The sequence below is a fragment of the Rhizobium sp. SEMIA 4085 genome (genome assembly GCF_013004495.1).
Lineage (GTDB): Bacteria > Pseudomonadota > Alphaproteobacteria > Rhizobiales > Rhizobiaceae > Rhizobium > Rhizobium gallicum.
On sequence record NZ_JABEPH010000157.1, the window covers coordinates 1 to 12,901 of the forward strand.

The window sequence follows — 12,901 nt, forward strand, 5'->3', positions numbered from 1 at the left end:
GTCGTAGTTCGCGTTGAGCGCCGTTTTGCTCACCCGCTGCTTCAGAAGACCGTTCGTCGTTCCAAGAAGTACAAGGCCCACGACGAAAACAACCAGTACAAGATCGGCGATACCGTATCCATCGAGGAATGCGCACCGATCTCCAAGGACAAGCGCTGGACGGTCATTTCCGCCCAGGGCAAGTAACAGAATTTTGCGCGAGGCCTTGCGTCTCGCCGAAATTTCTGTATGAAGCAGCGTCAGAACGCTCGAATGCCGGGCGTTCTTTTGCTTTGAGCGCATGGAAGGTCCCGTCGGGAAACCACCTTGGCACGATTTTTCCCGCGCTATTCAAGCTATTGCCGTGTCTGTACCCGCCCGTGAGGCGGGTTCGGCGGGCTGACAATTTTCATGAGCCGGGGTAGGGGGCGCAAGCCCAACCATTCCGGTAAAACAAGAAGGCGACCTGATATGATTCAGATGCAAACAAACCTCGACGTCGCGGATAATTCCGGCGCACGTCGTGTCATGTGCATCAAGGTGCTGGGCGGCTCGAAGCGCAAGTATGCCTCGATCGGCGACGTCATCGTCGTTTCGATCAAGGAAGCGATCCCGCGCGGCCGCGTGAAGAAGGGTGACGTGATGAAGGCGGTGGTTGTTCGTACCGCCAAGGAAATCCGTCGCGTGGATGGCAGCATCATCCGCTTCGACACGAATGCAGCAGTCCTCATCGACAACAAGAAAGAGCCGATCGGCACCCGTATCTTCGGACCGGTTCCGCGCGAACTTCGCGCCAAGAACCACATGAAGATCATCTCGCTGGCTCCCGAAGTACTGTAAGGAGCGGGAACGATGCAGAAGATTCGTAAAGGCGACAAGGTCGTCATGCTCGCAGGCAAGGACAAAGGCCGTACCGGCGAAGTCCTCCAGGTTCTGCCGAAGGAAGATCGCGCGGTCGTCCGTGGCGTCAACGTCGTCAAGCGCCACCAGCGCCAGACGCAGACGCAGGAAGCCGGCATCATCAGCAAGGAAGCCTCGGTTCACCTGTCCAACATTGCAATCGTCGACAAGGACGGCAAGCCGACCCGCGTCGGTTTCAAGGTCGTTGACGGCAAGAAGGTCCGTGTGGCCAAGCGTTCTGGAGATGTGATCGATGGCTGAGGCAAAGTACGAGCCGCGGCTCAAGAAGGAATATGTCGAGCGCATCCGCAAGGCGATGCAGGAGAAGTTCTCCTATGCCAACGAGATGCAGATCCCGAGGCTCGACAAGATCGTAATCAACATGGGTGTTGGCGAAGCAACGGCCGACTCGAAGAAGCCGACGATTGCCGCAGCCGACCTGGCAGCGATCGCTGGCCAGAAGGCAGTCATCACCCGTGCACGCAACTCCATCGCTGGCTTCAAGGTCCGCGAGCAGATGCCGATCGGCGCCAAGGTCACCCTGCGTGGCGCCCGCATGTACGAGTTCCTGGACCGTCTCGTGAACATCGCGCTTCCGCGCGTTCGCGACTTCCGCGGCCTGAACCCGAAGAGCTTTGACGGCCGTGGCAACTTCGCCATGGGCATCAAGGAGCACATTGTGTTCCCTGAGATCAACTACGACAAGGTTGATCAGATGTGGGGCATGGACATCATCGTTTGCACGACGGCAACGAAGGACGACGAAGCACGGGCTCTGCTGACAGAGTTCAACTTCCCGTTCCGTCAGTAACCGTAACGACGAGCGTAGAAAAGGAACCTGACATGGCGAAGACAAGCGCAGTTGAAAAGAACAAGCGCCGCCGTACTACGGTCGCAAACCAGGCTGCCAAGCGTGCAGTCCTGAAGGCGATCATCATGAACCAGTCTCTTCCGATCGAAGAACGGTTCAAGGCCTCGATCAAGCTGGCATCCCTGCCGCGCGATGGATCGAAGACCCGCATTCGCAACCGTTGCGAAGTATCGGGCCGCCCGCGCGCGTACTACCGCAAACTGCGCATGTCGCGTATCGCGCTGCGTGAGCTGGGCAATCTCGGCAAGGTGCCGGGCATCGTCAAGTCGAGCTGGTAAGGAGCAGGTTAGATGACAATGACTGATCCGTTGGGCGATATGCTCACTCGCATCCGCAACGGCGCTTCCCGCCGCAAGTCGTCGGTATCGACGCCTGCGTCCAAGCTCCGTGCACGCGTTCTCGATGTCCTGCAGTCCGAAGGCTACATCCGTGGCTATTCCGTTGTCGATTTCGGCAATGGCAAGTCGGAACTCAGCATCGAGCTGAAGTACTACGAAGGCACGTCGGTGATCCGTGAGATCGGCCGTGTGTCCAAGCCGGGCCGCCGGGTTTATGTCTCGGTCAAGGCCATTCCGCAGGTCGCGAACGGTCTCGGCATCACCATCCTTTCGACTCCGAAGGGCGTGATGGCCGATCACCAGGCTCGCGAACAGAACGTTGGTGGCGAGGTTCTTTGCTCTGTCTTCTAAGACAGGGCAGGGATCTCCATTGCGAACAGACAGGATTTAAACAGGTCTCGTATCGGTAAGAAGCCCGTTCAGGTACCTGCTGGAATCACGGCTACGGTCGATGGCCAGAAGGTTACTGCAAAGGGCCCGAAGGGCGAGCTGTTCTTCGTCGCAAACGACGAAGTCGGCGTAAAGCTCGAAGATAACGCGGTCGTGGTCACGCCGCTCAACCAGACCAAGGATGCTCGCGCAAAGTGGGGTATGTCCCGCACAATGATCGAGAACATCTTCAAGGGCGTCAAGGACGGTTACGAGCGCAAGCTCGAAATCAACGGCGTTGGTTATCGTGCATCCATGCAGGGCAAGAACCTGCAGCTGGCTCTCGGTTTCAGCCACGACGTGGTCTATGAGCCGCCGGTCGGTATCTCGATCGCTGTTCCGAAGCCGACGGAAATCGTCGTCACCGGCATCAACAAGCAGCAGGTCGGTCAGGTCGCCGCCGAAATCCGCGAATACCGCGGTCCCGAGCCCTACAAGGGCAAGGGCGTGAAGTATGCCGACGAGCGCATCGTCCGCAAAGAAGGCAAGAAGAAGTAAGGATCACGCGAAATGGCTAGCAGGAAAGAAGCACTTGCACGTCGTGCCAACCGCGTGCGCCGTCAACTCAAGTCGGTGGCCAATGGCCGTCCGCGCCTGTCGGTTCATCGCTCCTCGAAGAACATCTACGCACAGATCATCGATGATGTGGCCGGCAAGACGCTTGCGGCTGCCTCCACGCTCGACAAGGATCTGCGCGGTTCTCTGAAGACCGGTGCCGACACCGCAGCAGCTGCCCTCGTCGGCAAGCTCGTTGCAGAGCGCGCCTCCAAGGCAGGCGTCAAGGAAGTCGTATTCGACCGTGGCGCCTTCATCTATCACGGCCGCATCAAGGCTCTTGCAGAAGCAGCCCGCGAAGGCGGTCTGACCTTCTAAGGAGATTTCCGGCCGCGCGTCTTTTGGACAGCGGCCGGATTTTCACCGGACCGCAAACGCTCCCGCAAGGGAGACCGATGCGGTCCTCGTTTGTTTGCCGATTGCACCCGGAAAAGAAAAAGGAAGAGGACAATGGCACAGGAAAGAAGGGGTTCTCGCGAAGATCGCCAGAGCCGCGAAGAGCGCGACAGCGAATTCGTCGACAAGCTTGTCGCGATCAACCGCGTCGCTAAGGTTGTTAAGGGTGGCCGCCGTTTCGGTTTCGCCGCTCTCGTCGTCGTCGGTGACCAGAAAGGCCGCGTAGGCTTCGGTCATGGTAAGGCACGCGAAGTGCCGGAAGCGATCCGCAAGGCAACGGAAGCCGCCAAGCGCGAGCTGATCTTCGTTCCCCTGCGTGAAGGCCGAACCCTGCATCACGATGTCCATGGCCGCCATGGCGCCGGCAAGGTTCTGCTGCGCTCGGCCAAGGTCGGTACCGGTATCATCGCCGGCGGTCCGATGCGCGCCGTTTTCGAAACGCTCGGCGTTCACGACGTTGTCGCCAAGTCGACCGGTTCCTCGAACCCGTACAACATGGTTCGCGCAACCTTCGACGCTCTGAAGCACCAGGTTCACCCGAAGGACATCGCAGCTCAGCGCGGCATCAAGTATGCTACGCTCCAGGCTCGCCGTGCTGCCTCCGGCAACGCCTCTGAAGAATAAGAGGAGTCTGACCCATGGCTAAGGCTACCAAGAAGACCGAAGCGAAGACGGTTACCGTCGAGCAGATCGGCAGCCCGATTCGCCGGCCGGCTGTACAGCGCCAGACGCTGATCGGCCTCGGCCTCAACAAGATGCACCGGACCCGCACCCTGGAAGATACGCCTTCCGTTCGCGGCATGATCCGTGCTGTCCAGCATCTCGTTCGCGTCGTCGACGAGAAGTGAGACGGAGGTTATCATCATGAAACTCAATGAAATCAGAGATAACGAAGGTTCGACCCACAGCCGCAAGCGCCTCGGCCGCGGTATCGGTTCGGGCTCGGGCAAGACCGGTGGTCGCGGTGTGAAGGGTCAGAAGTCCCGTTCCGGCGTCGCCATCAACGGTTTTGAAGGTGGTCAGATGCCAATCTACCGCCGTCTGCCGAAGCGCGGCTTCACGAACATCTTCAAGGCTGACTTCGTCGTCGTCTCTCTCGCACGCATCCAGGCTGCGATCGACGCCGGCAAGCTCGATCCCAAGGCGACTGTCGACGCCGCAGCCCTCAAGGCCGCCGGCGTGATCCGTCGCGCCAAGGACGGCGTTCGCGTTCTCGCCGACGGCGAGCTGAAGGCAAAGATCAAGCTCGAAGTCGCAGGCGCTTCCAAGCCCGCCGTCGAGAAGATCGAAAAGGCCGGCGCTTCGATCACGCTTCTTTCTGCCGCAGCGGCAGAATAATAATCTTATGATATGTCGCCCGGGGTGGCTTCACACCGGGCGATTTTGCTCCCATATGTGGGCCTCACAAGAATCTGCATCGTTGCACCCCGCAGCATGCCGGTTTCGACGAAATCAAGGGTGAGGCATAGGTTGCGCCAGCAATCCGTCCGTAGCCCGATTGTGAATAATTTGATTACTGATTCCGGGTCCGGCACTCGCTCGCAGCGCCCGAATTGGTAGCGCGGAGAATCGCATGGCGTCTGCAGCGGAACAATTGGCTTCCAATCTTAGTTTTTCGACCTTCGCCAAAGCCGAGGATCTCAAGAAGCGCCTGTGGTTCACGCTGGCAGCTCTCCTCGTCTATCGTCTTGGTACGCACATTCCGCTTCCAGGCCTCAATCCCGAAGCCTATGCCCAGGCCTTCCGCGGCCAAGCCGGCGGCATTCTCGGCCTCTTCAACATGTTTTCGGGCGGCGCCGTCGAGCGCATGGCGATCTTTGCGCTCGGCATCATGCCCTATATCTCCGCTTCGATCATCGTGCAGTTGATGACCTCGGTCGTGCCGGCACTCGAAAACCTGAAGAAGGAAGGCGAGCAGGGTCGCAAGATCATCAACCAGTACACCCGCTACGGCACCGTGCTGCTCGGCGCACTGCAGGCCTATGGCATCGCGGTCGGCCTTGAAAGCGGCAGCGGCCTCGTGGTCGATCCGGGCTGGTTCTTCCGTATTTCCACCGTCATCACACTGCTTGGCGGCACGATGTTCCTGATGTGGCTCGGCGAACAGATAACTTCGCGCGGCATCGGCAACGGCATTTCGCTGATCATTTTCGCAGGCATCGCTGCCGGTCTTCCGAGCGCGCTTGCCGGCACGCTCGAACTCGGCCGCACCGGTGCGCTTTCGACGTCGCTGATTCTCGCTGTCATCTTGATCGCAATGGCCGTTATCGCCGTCATCGTCTTCGTCGAGCGCGCCCAGCGCCGGCTGCTGATCCAGTATCCGAAGCGTCAGGTCGGCAACCGGATGTTCCAGGGCGATACCTCGCACCTGCCGCTGAAGCTGAATACCTCGGGCGTCATCCCGGCGATCTTCGCCTCGTCGCTGCTGCTTCTGCCAGCGACCGTCGCGGGCTTTGCCAACACGACGGCTCTGCCGTCCTGGGCGACGGCGATCGTTGCGGCGCTCGGCCACGGCCAACCGCTCTATATGCTGCTCTACGCGGCGCTGATCGCCTTCTTTGCCTTCTTCTACACGGCCATCGTCTTCAATCCGAAGGACACGGCCGACAATCTGAAGAAGCATGGCGGCTTCATTCCCGGCATCCGTCCAGGCGAGCGCACCGCCGAATATATCGATTTCGTCTTGACCCGCATCACGGTCATCGGCGCGATCTATCTCGTGTTCGTCTGCATCCTGCCTGAGATCCTGGTGTCGCAAACCGGCATCCCATTAGCCCTTGGTGGTACTTCGCTTTTGATCGTGGTTAGCGTAACTCTTGATACGGTGGCTCAGATCCAGGGTCATCTGATTGCACAGCAGTACGAAGGCCTGATCAAGAAATCGAAGTTGCGTGGAGGAAAGAGGGGGCGATGAGACTCATACTTTTGGGGCCGCCGGGCGCGGGCAAGGGAACCCAGGCCCAGCGGATCGTGGAGAAGTACGGCATTCCGCAGCTTTCCACGGGTGACATGCTTCGTGCAGCTGTTCACGCCGGAACCGAGGTCGGCAAGCGGGCCGATGCCTTGATGAAGGCGGGCAAGCTTGTGCCCGATGAAGTTGTAAACGCCATCGTCTCCGAGCGCATCGACCAGCCGGACTGTGCGAATGGCTTCATCCTCGACGGTTTCCCCCGGACGCTGATCCAGGCGGATGCCACGGAAGCGATGCTTCGCGCAAAGGGTCTCGACCTTTCCGTCGTCATCGAGTTGAAGGTCAACGACGACGAGCTCATTCGCCGTGTTGCGGGGCGCTATTCATGCGCACAATGCGGCAGTGTCTACCATGACACCGACAAGGCCCCGGAAAGCGAAGGCGTCTGCGACAAGTGCGGTTCGACGCATTTCAAGCGCCGGCCGGACGACAACCCGGAGACGATGACGGCGCGGCTTCAGGTCTATTACAAGGAAACCTCGCCGTTGATCGGCTACTACTACGCCAAGGGGAAGCTCAAGAGCGTGGACGGCATGGCCGACATAGACCGCGTCACTGGCGAGGTCGACACCATCCTTTCGAAGCTTTAAGGCTTTGAAAATAAACTTGGCGGGACCGGTTGCCTTTCAGCGCTGATTCCGCTAAACACCGCGCCAACTCGCGATATTCGATGCGATCGGCGCGGATTTCCCAAAGGAAGTCCGGGTTCGGTCGTTTTGACATGTTACGAACCCAAATTTGAACGAGCGGCCCTTCGGAGGGCGGCATAATCGAAGCCCTCTTGCCGGATGGCAACTGGAACTCAAGGAGAATAGGCGTGGCACGTATCGCTGGCGTCAACATCCCGACTGCGAAGCGCGTCGTTATCGCGCTGACCTATATTCACGGGATCGGTTCGAAATTCGCACAGGAAATCGTCGAAAAGGTCGGCATCCCGGCTGATCGCCGCGTGCACCAGCTCACGGACGCTGAAGTTCTTCAGATCCGCGAAACGATCGACCGCGACTATCAGGTCGAAGGTGATCTTCGTCGCGAAACCTCGATGAACATCAAGCGTCTGATGGACCTCGGCTGCTACCGCGGCCTGCGTCATCGCCGCGGCCTTCCGGTTCGCGGTCAGCGTACCCACACCAATGCCCGCACCCGCAAGGGCCCGGCAAAGGCGATCGCTGGTAAGAAGAAGTAATTTCCGGGAAACCGGGAGTGGGAGGCTGGCGGTCTGCGCCGGCCTCTTTTGAGTTTGGGGCGGGGCCTAGGCGCCGTTCCGGTGTAGCCGCTGGTATTACGGCGGTGAAGATATCCAAGAAAGGGATACAATGGCCAAGGAAGCCGTCCGCGTTCGCCGTCGCGAACGTAAAAACATTTCGTCGGGTGTGGCTCACGTCAACTCGACCTTCAACAACACGATGATCACCATCACTGACGCGCAGGGTAATGCAATCGCCTGGTCGTCCGCTGGTGCCAAGGGCTTTAAGGGTTCGCGCAAGTCGACCCCGTTCGCGGCCCAGATCGCAGCTGAAGATGCTGCCAAGAAGGCGCAGGAACATGGCATGAAGTCGCTGGAAGTCGAAGTTTGCGGTCCGGGTTCTGGTCGTGAATCCGCTCTGCGCGCGCTCCAGGCTGCCGGTTTCATGATCACGTCCATCCGCGACGTGACGCCGATCCCGCACAATGGCTGCCGCCCGCGCAAGAAGCGCCGCGTCTGATCATCGCCACTCACAACACCGGTGAGCGTTTTGTTGACGCTCCCGGTGCTTCTCAAGCTCGGTTGCCACGATTGGATGGTGGCAACGAACGGAAGGCAAAAAAATGATCCAGAAGAACTGGCAGGAATTGATCAAGCCGAACAAGGTCGAGTTCTCTTCGAACTCGCGCATCAAGGCGATGCTCGTTGCAGAGCCGCTGGAGCGCGGTTTCGGCCTGACCCTCGGCAACGCGCTTCGTCGCGTTCTGCTTTCGTCGCTGCGCGGTGCCGCTGTGACGGCCGTGCAGATCGACGGCGTGCTGCACGAATTCTCCTCGATTCCGGGCGTCCGCGAAGACGTGACGGATATCGTGCTCAACATCAAGGAAATTGCCATCAAGATGGATGGCGATGACGCAAAGCGCATGGTCGTCCGCAAGCAGGGCCCGGGCGTTGTGACGGCTGGCGACATCCAGACGGTCGGCGATATCGAAATCCTCAACCCTGAGCATGTCATCTGCACGCTCGACGAGGGTGCCGAGATCCGCATGGAATTCACCGTCAACAACGGCAAGGGCTATGTTCCGGCCGAACGCAATCGTGCGGAAGATGCTCCGATCGGCCTGATCCCGGTCGACAGCCTCTATTCGCCGGTCAAGAAGGTGTCCTACAAGGTTGAAAACACCCGCGAAGGACAGGTTCTCGATTACGACAAGCTGACGATGACCATCGAAACCGATGGCTCGGTTTCCGGCGAAGACGCCGTCGCTTTTGCGGCGCGCATCCTCCAGGACCAGCTTGGCGTCTTCGTCAACTTCGACGAGCCGCAGAAGGAAGCCGAAGAGGAAGCAGTCACCGAGCTCGCTTTCAACCCGGCGCTCCTCAAGAAGGTAGACGAACTCGAACTGTCGGTCCGCTCGGCAAACTGCCTGAAGAACGACAACATCGTCTACATCGGCGACCTCATTCAGAAGACCGAAGCAGAAATGCTCCGCACGCCGAATTTTGGTCGCAAATCGCTGAACGAAATCAAGGAAGTTCTCGCTTCCATGGGCCTGCATCTCGGCATGGAAGTGCCGGCATGGCCGCCTGAGAACATCGAAGATCTCGCCAAGCGATACGAAGACCAGTACTAACCATCAAACGGCGGGCGAGATGCCTGCATGTGAAGGAGAATAGCAATGCGCCACGGTAAAGCCGGCCGCAAGCTGAATAGAACCGCAAGCCACCGCAAGGCGATGTTCGCCAACATGGCGGCTTCGCTCATCACGCATGAGCAGATCGTGACGACCTTGCCGAAGGCAAAGGAAATCCGTCCGATCGTTGAAAAGCTCGTTACCCTCGGCAAGCGCGGCGACCTGCACGCTCGCCGTCAGGCGATCTCGCAGATCAAGGACGCCGCAGTCGTTTCGAAGCTTTTCGACACGATCGCTTCGCGCTACGCAACCCGCAATGGCGGCTACCTGCGTATCATGAAGGCCGGCTTCCGCCAGGGCGATAACGCCGCTCTCGCCGTCATCGAATTCGTTGACCGCGACACCTTCGCCAAGGGCGCAGCCGACAAGGCACGCTCCGCCGCCGAAGAGCAGGCCGTCGCCGCCTAATATTGTCCGGTTCACCGGAAGCAAGCAGCCGGGCCTTTCGAGCCCGGCTGTTCTTGTTTGTCGCTTTTGGACGTGTTGAACGCCGATTGGGCTATGCGAACTGACGATGCCGACGATTTCAACGCGTGGTGGAGCTCATGGGAAATTTACCTGAACTGCTGAGTGAAATCCGCGTTCTCGAAGAGACCCTTCACCGCCCCGAGATGCGCCGTTCAAGAACGGCACTGGAAGAGCTGCTTTCGCAGGATTTCGTAGAGTTCGGCAGTTCCGGGGCAATATATCGCCGTAACGAGATCATCGACCTTCTCGTGCAGGAGAACGACAACGAAGACCCTGGCAAGGTGCTGGCCTACGATTATTCACTCAGCATCATATCTTCGGACGCAGTTTTGCTAACCTATCGCACTCGTCGCACAAGAGAGGACGGATTTGAGCGACATGTCTTGCGCAGCTCAATCTGGAAGCACTTTGAAATTGGATGGCAAATGCTGTTTCACCAAGGGACGGTTATAGCCTGACGCTGCAGGCTCAACCGGCGGTCGCCGCTGCCCGGCTGTCTTGCCGTCCTTGCCCGCGCTTCCTGCTGCGGGCGATCGGCCTCCAGGAACGGTAGAGGATCAACAGGATCAGCAGGCCGACATAAATGTATTGCTCGAGGCTTAAGACCTTGGTCGAGAGGGCGAAGTGCAGCGCGCCGCAGGCTGCGACGATGTAGGCGAGCCGGTGCAGGCGGACCCAGTTCGGGCCGAGGCGGCGGATCGAGAAATTGTTGGATGTCAGCGCAAGCGGAATGAGCAGCGTCAGGCCCGCCATGCCGAACATGATGAAGGGCCGTTTCATGACATCGTCGATGACAGCTTGAATGATCAATGCCTGGTCGAGCACCATGTAGACGGTGAAATGCATTGCGACATAGTAGAAACAGAGCAGGCCGAGGCAACGGCGATAGCGCAGGTAATTCCAGCCGAAGAGATCGCGGGCAGGGCTGACGGCGAGCGTCAGGATCAGGAAGCGGATCGCCCAGATGCCGAGAAACAGTTCGAAGGTCTTGACCGGATCGGCGCCGAGACCGTCCGTTGCGCCGAGGTAGAAATACCAGGCAGCGGGCAGGAGCCCCGCCACGTAGAGCAGCCAGACGGATGCCGGCTGCCAGCGTCTCGCAAGCGTAACCGAGAAATCCGTCATCAGAAATTTGCCTTCAGGTCCATACCGGAATAGAGGCTTGCGACCTCATCGGCGTAACCGTTGAAAGGCAGCGTCGGATGGCGGCTGGCGCCGAAGAAGCCGCTTTCGCCGATGCGCCGTTCGCTCGCCTGGCTCCAGCGGGGATGATCGACTGCCGGATTGACGTTGGCATAGAAGCCGTATTCCTGCGGGTTGGTGACCTGCCAGGTGTTCTTCGGCTGCTGGTCGGTGAGCGTGATCTTTACGATCGACTTGATGCCCTTGAAGCCGTATTTCCACGGCACGACGAGGCGGATGGGCGCACCATTCTGGTTAGGCAGCGTTTCGCCATAGAGACCGACGGCAAGCAGCGCCAGCGGGTGGCGGGCCTCGTCCAGGCGCAGGCCCTCGACATAAGGCCATTCGAGTGACTGGAATATGCCTTTCTGGCCCGGCATCTCGTCCGGCCGGACGACGGTTTCAAAGGCGACGTATTTGGCGCTGCCCAGCGGCTCCACCTTGTCGAGCAGGGCTGCAAGCGGGAAGCCGTCCCATGGGATCACCATCGACCATGCCTCGACACAGCGCATGCGGTAGACGCGCTCCTCGATCGGAAATTCCTTGATCAGGGCCTCGATATCGAAGGTGCCCGGTTTGCCGACCATGCCGTCGACCTTGACGGTCCAGGGCAGGGGCTTGAAGTCGCCGGAAAGGGCCGCGGGATCTCCCTTGTCGAGGCCGAATTCGTAGAAGTTGTTATAGGTCGTCACATCCTTCAGCGGCGTCGTTTTTTCATCGACCTTGTACTTGCTCTCAATGACGGAAAGTGCCGCAGCGCTCGCCTTACCAGCCCCATAGAGCGCCATGGCGCCGAGCGTTGCAGCGCCAAGGAACTCGCGGCGGCGGAGATAGACTTGGCGCGGCGTGACCTCCGAAGACGGGATCTTTGACGGATGATAAGCCGGCATTTCGAAATCCTCCTGGGCGGGAACGGCCCGATATCTCAATAAACGCATCATGAGCGTCTTTGGATGACTGTGTAGGCCTTGAAGATTGCTTTCGGGAAGCCAATTTTTTGTGTTCGGGTGTGATGGAATAGACTGTAACAGAAGACTGCGATCCACCGTATATGCCAGATGGGCGCAAATGGGCGGCGTACCGGATTTGCCCTTGCCGGTAGTGACAGTCCCGGCTGATTGGATTAGGACAATTCCAAAATGCAGCGGCTGCCCGGCCTGCAAGCTTTCTTGCCGTCCCGCATCGTCCGCGCAATTTCCGCGAAGCAAGGAAGAAACCGATGCCAGCTTACCGTTCCAGAACCACGACTCACGGCCGCAACATGGCGGGCGCGCGCGGCCTTTGGCGCGCGACGGGCATGAAGGACGCGGATTTCGGCAAGCCGATCATCGCGGTGGTGAATTCCTTCACCCAGTTCGTGCCGGGCCACGTGCATCTGAAGGACCTCGGCCAGCTTGTCGCCCGCGAGATCGAAGCGGCCGGTGGCGTTGCCAAGGAATTCAACACGATCGCTGTCGACGATGGCATCGCCATGGGCCATGACGGCATGCTCTATTCGCTGCCGTCGCGCGAGCTGATCGCCGACAGCGTCGAATACATGGTCAACGCCCATTGCGCCGACGCCATGGTCTGCATCTCAAACTGCGACAAGATCACCCCGGGCATGCTGATGGCGTCGCTGCGCCTCAACATCCCGTCAGTCTTTGTTTCCGGCGGCCCGATGGAAGCAGGCAAGGTCGTGCTGCAGGGCAAGAAGCATGCGCTCGATCTGGTCGATGCCATGGTTGCCGCCGCTGACGACAAGATCAGCGACGAGGATGTTCAGACGATCGAGCGCTCGGCCTGTCCGACCTGCGGCTCGTGCTCCGGCATGTTTACGGCCAATTCCATGAACTGCCTGACAGAAGCGCGCGGCCTGTCGCGGCCCGGCACCGGCTCCACGCCTGCGCACCCTCGCCCCCGCACGCCCCGCGCCGCCGGCGCCCGGCACCA

21 protein-coding genes are annotated in these 12,901 nt (G+C 59.5%); 19 read left to right on the forward strand and 2 right to left on the reverse strand.

Annotated elements, in window-relative coordinates:
- The 18 genes from rpsQ to C9413_RS16865 form a co-directional block, all read left to right on the forward strand.
- On the forward strand, positions 1 to 186 hold a 186-nt coding region (gene rpsQ / locus C9413_RS16780; RefSeq protein WP_170250662.1), incomplete at its 5' end, for a 30S ribosomal protein S17.
- A 264-nt stretch (positions 187 to 450) separates the two neighbouring features.
- On the forward strand, positions 451 to 819 hold the full coding sequence (gene rplN / locus C9413_RS16785; protein ID WP_018900268.1) for a 50S ribosomal protein L14: 369 nt from the start codon (positions 451 to 453) through the stop codon (positions 817 to 819).
- Positions 820 to 831: 12 nt separating this feature from the next.
- Positions 832 to 1,140 (forward strand): 50S ribosomal protein L24, encoded by a 309-nt coding sequence (gene rplX, locus C9413_RS16790; protein WP_022718384.1) that lies wholly within the window; start codon positions 832 to 834, stop codon positions 1,138 to 1,140.
- Positions 1,133 to 1,690, forward strand: coding sequence for a 50S ribosomal protein L5 (gene rplE, locus C9413_RS16795; protein WP_039844640.1), 558 nt, complete (start codon positions 1,133 to 1,135; stop codon positions 1,688 to 1,690). Before rplX ends, rplE begins: the two co-directional genes overlap by 8 nt.
- Positions 1,691 to 1,722: 32 nt before the next feature.
- Positions 1,723 to 2,028, forward strand: a complete 306-nt coding sequence (gene rpsN, locus C9413_RS16800) for a 30S ribosomal protein S14 (protein WP_039844641.1) — start codon at positions 1,723 to 1,725, stop codon at positions 2,026 to 2,028.
- A gap of 12 nt (positions 2,029 to 2,040) precedes the next feature.
- Positions 2,041 to 2,439 carry a 30S ribosomal protein S8 gene (gene rpsH, locus C9413_RS16805; protein WP_170250663.1) on the forward strand — a complete coding sequence of 133 codons (399 nt, stop codon included), beginning with the start codon at positions 2,041 to 2,043 and terminating at the stop codon, positions 2,437 to 2,439.
- An 18-nt stretch (positions 2,440 to 2,457) separates the two neighbouring features.
- A complete protein-coding gene (rplF, locus tag C9413_RS16810) occupies positions 2,458 to 3,015 on the forward strand; it encodes a 50S ribosomal protein L6 (protein ID WP_170250665.1) in 558 nt (185 codons plus the stop codon).
- Between the two features lie 12 nt (positions 3,016 to 3,027).
- Positions 3,028 to 3,390: a 50S ribosomal protein L18 gene (gene rplR / locus C9413_RS16815; protein WP_022718379.1), complete on the forward strand. Its 363-nt coding sequence runs from the start codon at positions 3,028 to 3,030 to the stop codon at positions 3,388 to 3,390.
- Between the two features lie 132 nt (positions 3,391 to 3,522).
- Positions 3,523 to 4,092, forward strand: coding sequence for a 30S ribosomal protein S5 (rpsE, locus tag C9413_RS16820; RefSeq protein ID WP_022718378.1), 570 nt, complete (start codon positions 3,523 to 3,525; stop codon positions 4,090 to 4,092).
- Between the two features lie 14 nt (positions 4,093 to 4,106).
- Positions 4,107 to 4,316, forward strand: coding sequence for a 50S ribosomal protein L30 (gene rpmD, locus C9413_RS16825; RefSeq protein WP_022718377.1), 210 nt, complete (start codon positions 4,107 to 4,109; stop codon positions 4,314 to 4,316).
- Positions 4,317 to 4,332: 16 nt separating this feature from the next.
- Positions 4,333 to 4,806 (forward strand): 50S ribosomal protein L15, encoded by a 474-nt coding sequence (rplO, locus tag C9413_RS16830; protein ID WP_039844642.1) that lies wholly within the window; start codon positions 4,333 to 4,335, stop codon positions 4,804 to 4,806.
- Positions 4,807 to 5,041: 235 nt separating this feature from the next.
- Positions 5,042 to 6,382 (forward strand): preprotein translocase subunit SecY, encoded by a 1,341-nt coding sequence (gene secY / locus C9413_RS16835; RefSeq protein WP_039844643.1) that lies wholly within the window; start codon positions 5,042 to 5,044, stop codon positions 6,380 to 6,382.
- Positions 6,379 to 7,029 carry an adenylate kinase gene (locus tag C9413_RS16840; RefSeq protein ID WP_039844644.1) on the forward strand — a complete coding sequence of 217 codons (651 nt, stop codon included), beginning with the start codon at positions 6,379 to 6,381 and terminating at the stop codon, positions 7,027 to 7,029. Before secY ends, C9413_RS16840 begins: the two co-directional genes overlap by 4 nt.
- 227 nt (positions 7,030 to 7,256) lie before the next feature.
- Positions 7,257 to 7,625 carry a 30S ribosomal protein S13 gene (gene rpsM, locus C9413_RS16845; RefSeq protein ID WP_022718373.1) on the forward strand — a complete coding sequence of 123 codons (369 nt, stop codon included), beginning with the start codon at positions 7,257 to 7,259 and terminating at the stop codon, positions 7,623 to 7,625.
- 130 nt (positions 7,626 to 7,755) lie between these two features.
- The gene (gene rpsK / locus C9413_RS16850; protein WP_022718372.1) at positions 7,756 to 8,145 is read left to right on the forward strand and encodes a 30S ribosomal protein S11; all 390 of its coding nucleotides are present in this window, start codon (positions 7,756 to 7,758) and stop codon (positions 8,143 to 8,145) included.
- A 103-nt stretch (positions 8,146 to 8,248) separates the two neighbouring features.
- Positions 8,249 to 9,259 (forward strand): DNA-directed RNA polymerase subunit alpha, encoded by a 1,011-nt coding sequence (locus tag C9413_RS16855; protein WP_039844645.1) that lies wholly within the window; start codon positions 8,249 to 8,251, stop codon positions 9,257 to 9,259.
- A 45-nt stretch (positions 9,260 to 9,304) separates the two neighbouring features.
- Positions 9,305 to 9,727 carry a 50S ribosomal protein L17 gene (gene rplQ, locus C9413_RS16860; RefSeq protein WP_039844646.1) on the forward strand — a complete coding sequence of 141 codons (423 nt, stop codon included), beginning with the start codon at positions 9,305 to 9,307 and terminating at the stop codon, positions 9,725 to 9,727.
- A gap of 137 nt (positions 9,728 to 9,864) precedes the next feature.
- Positions 9,865 to 10,245, forward strand: a complete 381-nt coding sequence (locus C9413_RS16865; protein WP_039846714.1) for a DUF4440 domain-containing protein — start codon at positions 9,865 to 9,867, stop codon at positions 10,243 to 10,245.
- Positions 10,246 to 10,255: 10 nt separating this feature from the next.
- On the opposite strand, the gene msrQ is transcribed toward C9413_RS16865, so the two are convergent.
- Both msrQ and msrP read right to left on the reverse strand, forming a co-directional pair.
- Positions 10,256 to 10,912, reverse strand: a complete 657-nt coding sequence (gene msrQ, locus C9413_RS16870) for a protein-methionine-sulfoxide reductase heme-binding subunit MsrQ (protein ID WP_039844647.1) — start codon at positions 10,910 to 10,912, stop codon at positions 10,256 to 10,258.
- Positions 10,912 to 11,859 (reverse strand): protein-methionine-sulfoxide reductase catalytic subunit MsrP, encoded by a 948-nt coding sequence (msrP, locus tag C9413_RS16875; RefSeq protein WP_039844648.1) that lies wholly within the window; start codon positions 11,857 to 11,859, stop codon positions 10,912 to 10,914. Before msrP ends, msrQ begins: the two co-directional genes overlap by 1 nt.
- 329 nt (positions 11,860 to 12,188) lie before the next feature.
- On the opposite strand from msrP, the gene C9413_RS16880 reads away from it, so the two are divergent.
- Positions 12,189 to 12,901: dihydroxy-acid dehydratase (locus C9413_RS16880; protein WP_170250664.1), on the forward strand; the 713-nt coding region annotated here is incomplete at its 3' end.

Excerpts from the sequence above, each read along its gene's own strand:
- rplN (WP_018900268.1), top strand. The coding sequence starts at position 451 with ATGATTCAGATGCAAACAAACCTCGACGTCGCGGATAATTCCGGCGCA.
- rplX (WP_022718384.1), top strand. The coding sequence starts at position 832 with ATGCAGAAGATTCGTAAAGGCGACAAGGTCGTCATGCTCGCAGGCAAG.
- rplE (WP_039844640.1), top strand. The coding sequence starts at position 1,133 with ATGGCTGAGGCAAAGTACGAGCCGCGGCTCAAGAAGGAATATGTCGAG.
- rpsN (WP_039844641.1), top strand. The coding sequence starts at position 1,723 with ATGGCGAAGACAAGCGCAGTTGAAAAGAACAAGCGCCGCCGTACTACG.
- rpsH (WP_170250663.1), top strand. The coding sequence starts at position 2,041 with ATGACAATGACTGATCCGTTGGGCGATATGCTCACTCGCATCCGCAAC.
- rplR (WP_022718379.1), top strand. The coding sequence starts at position 3,028 with ATGGCTAGCAGGAAAGAAGCACTTGCACGTCGTGCCAACCGCGTGCGC.
- rpsE (WP_022718378.1), top strand. The coding sequence starts at position 3,523 with ATGGCACAGGAAAGAAGGGGTTCTCGCGAAGATCGCCAGAGCCGCGAA.
- rpmD (WP_022718377.1), top strand. The coding sequence starts at position 4,107 with ATGGCTAAGGCTACCAAGAAGACCGAAGCGAAGACGGTTACCGTCGAG.
- rplO (WP_039844642.1), top strand. The coding sequence starts at position 4,333 with ATGAAACTCAATGAAATCAGAGATAACGAAGGTTCGACCCACAGCCGC.
- secY (WP_039844643.1), top strand. The coding sequence starts at position 5,042 with ATGGCGTCTGCAGCGGAACAATTGGCTTCCAATCTTAGTTTTTCGACC.
- C9413_RS16840 (WP_039844644.1), top strand. The coding sequence starts at position 6,379 with ATGAGACTCATACTTTTGGGGCCGCCGGGCGCGGGCAAGGGAACCCAG.
- rpsK (WP_022718372.1), top strand. The coding sequence starts at position 7,756 with ATGGCCAAGGAAGCCGTCCGCGTTCGCCGTCGCGAACGTAAAAACATT.
- C9413_RS16855 (WP_039844645.1), top strand. The coding sequence starts at position 8,249 with ATGATCCAGAAGAACTGGCAGGAATTGATCAAGCCGAACAAGGTCGAG.
- rplQ (WP_039844646.1), top strand. The coding sequence starts at position 9,305 with ATGCGCCACGGTAAAGCCGGCCGCAAGCTGAATAGAACCGCAAGCCAC.
- C9413_RS16865 (WP_039846714.1), top strand. The coding sequence starts at position 9,865 with ATGGGAAATTTACCTGAACTGCTGAGTGAAATCCGCGTTCTCGAAGAG.
- msrQ (WP_039844647.1), bottom strand. The coding sequence starts at position 10,912 with ATGACGGATTTCTCGGTTACGCTTGCGAGACGCTGGCAGCCGGCATCC.
- msrP (WP_039844648.1), bottom strand. The coding sequence starts at position 11,859 with ATGCCGGCTTATCATCCGTCAAAGATCCCGTCTTCGGAGGTCACGCCG.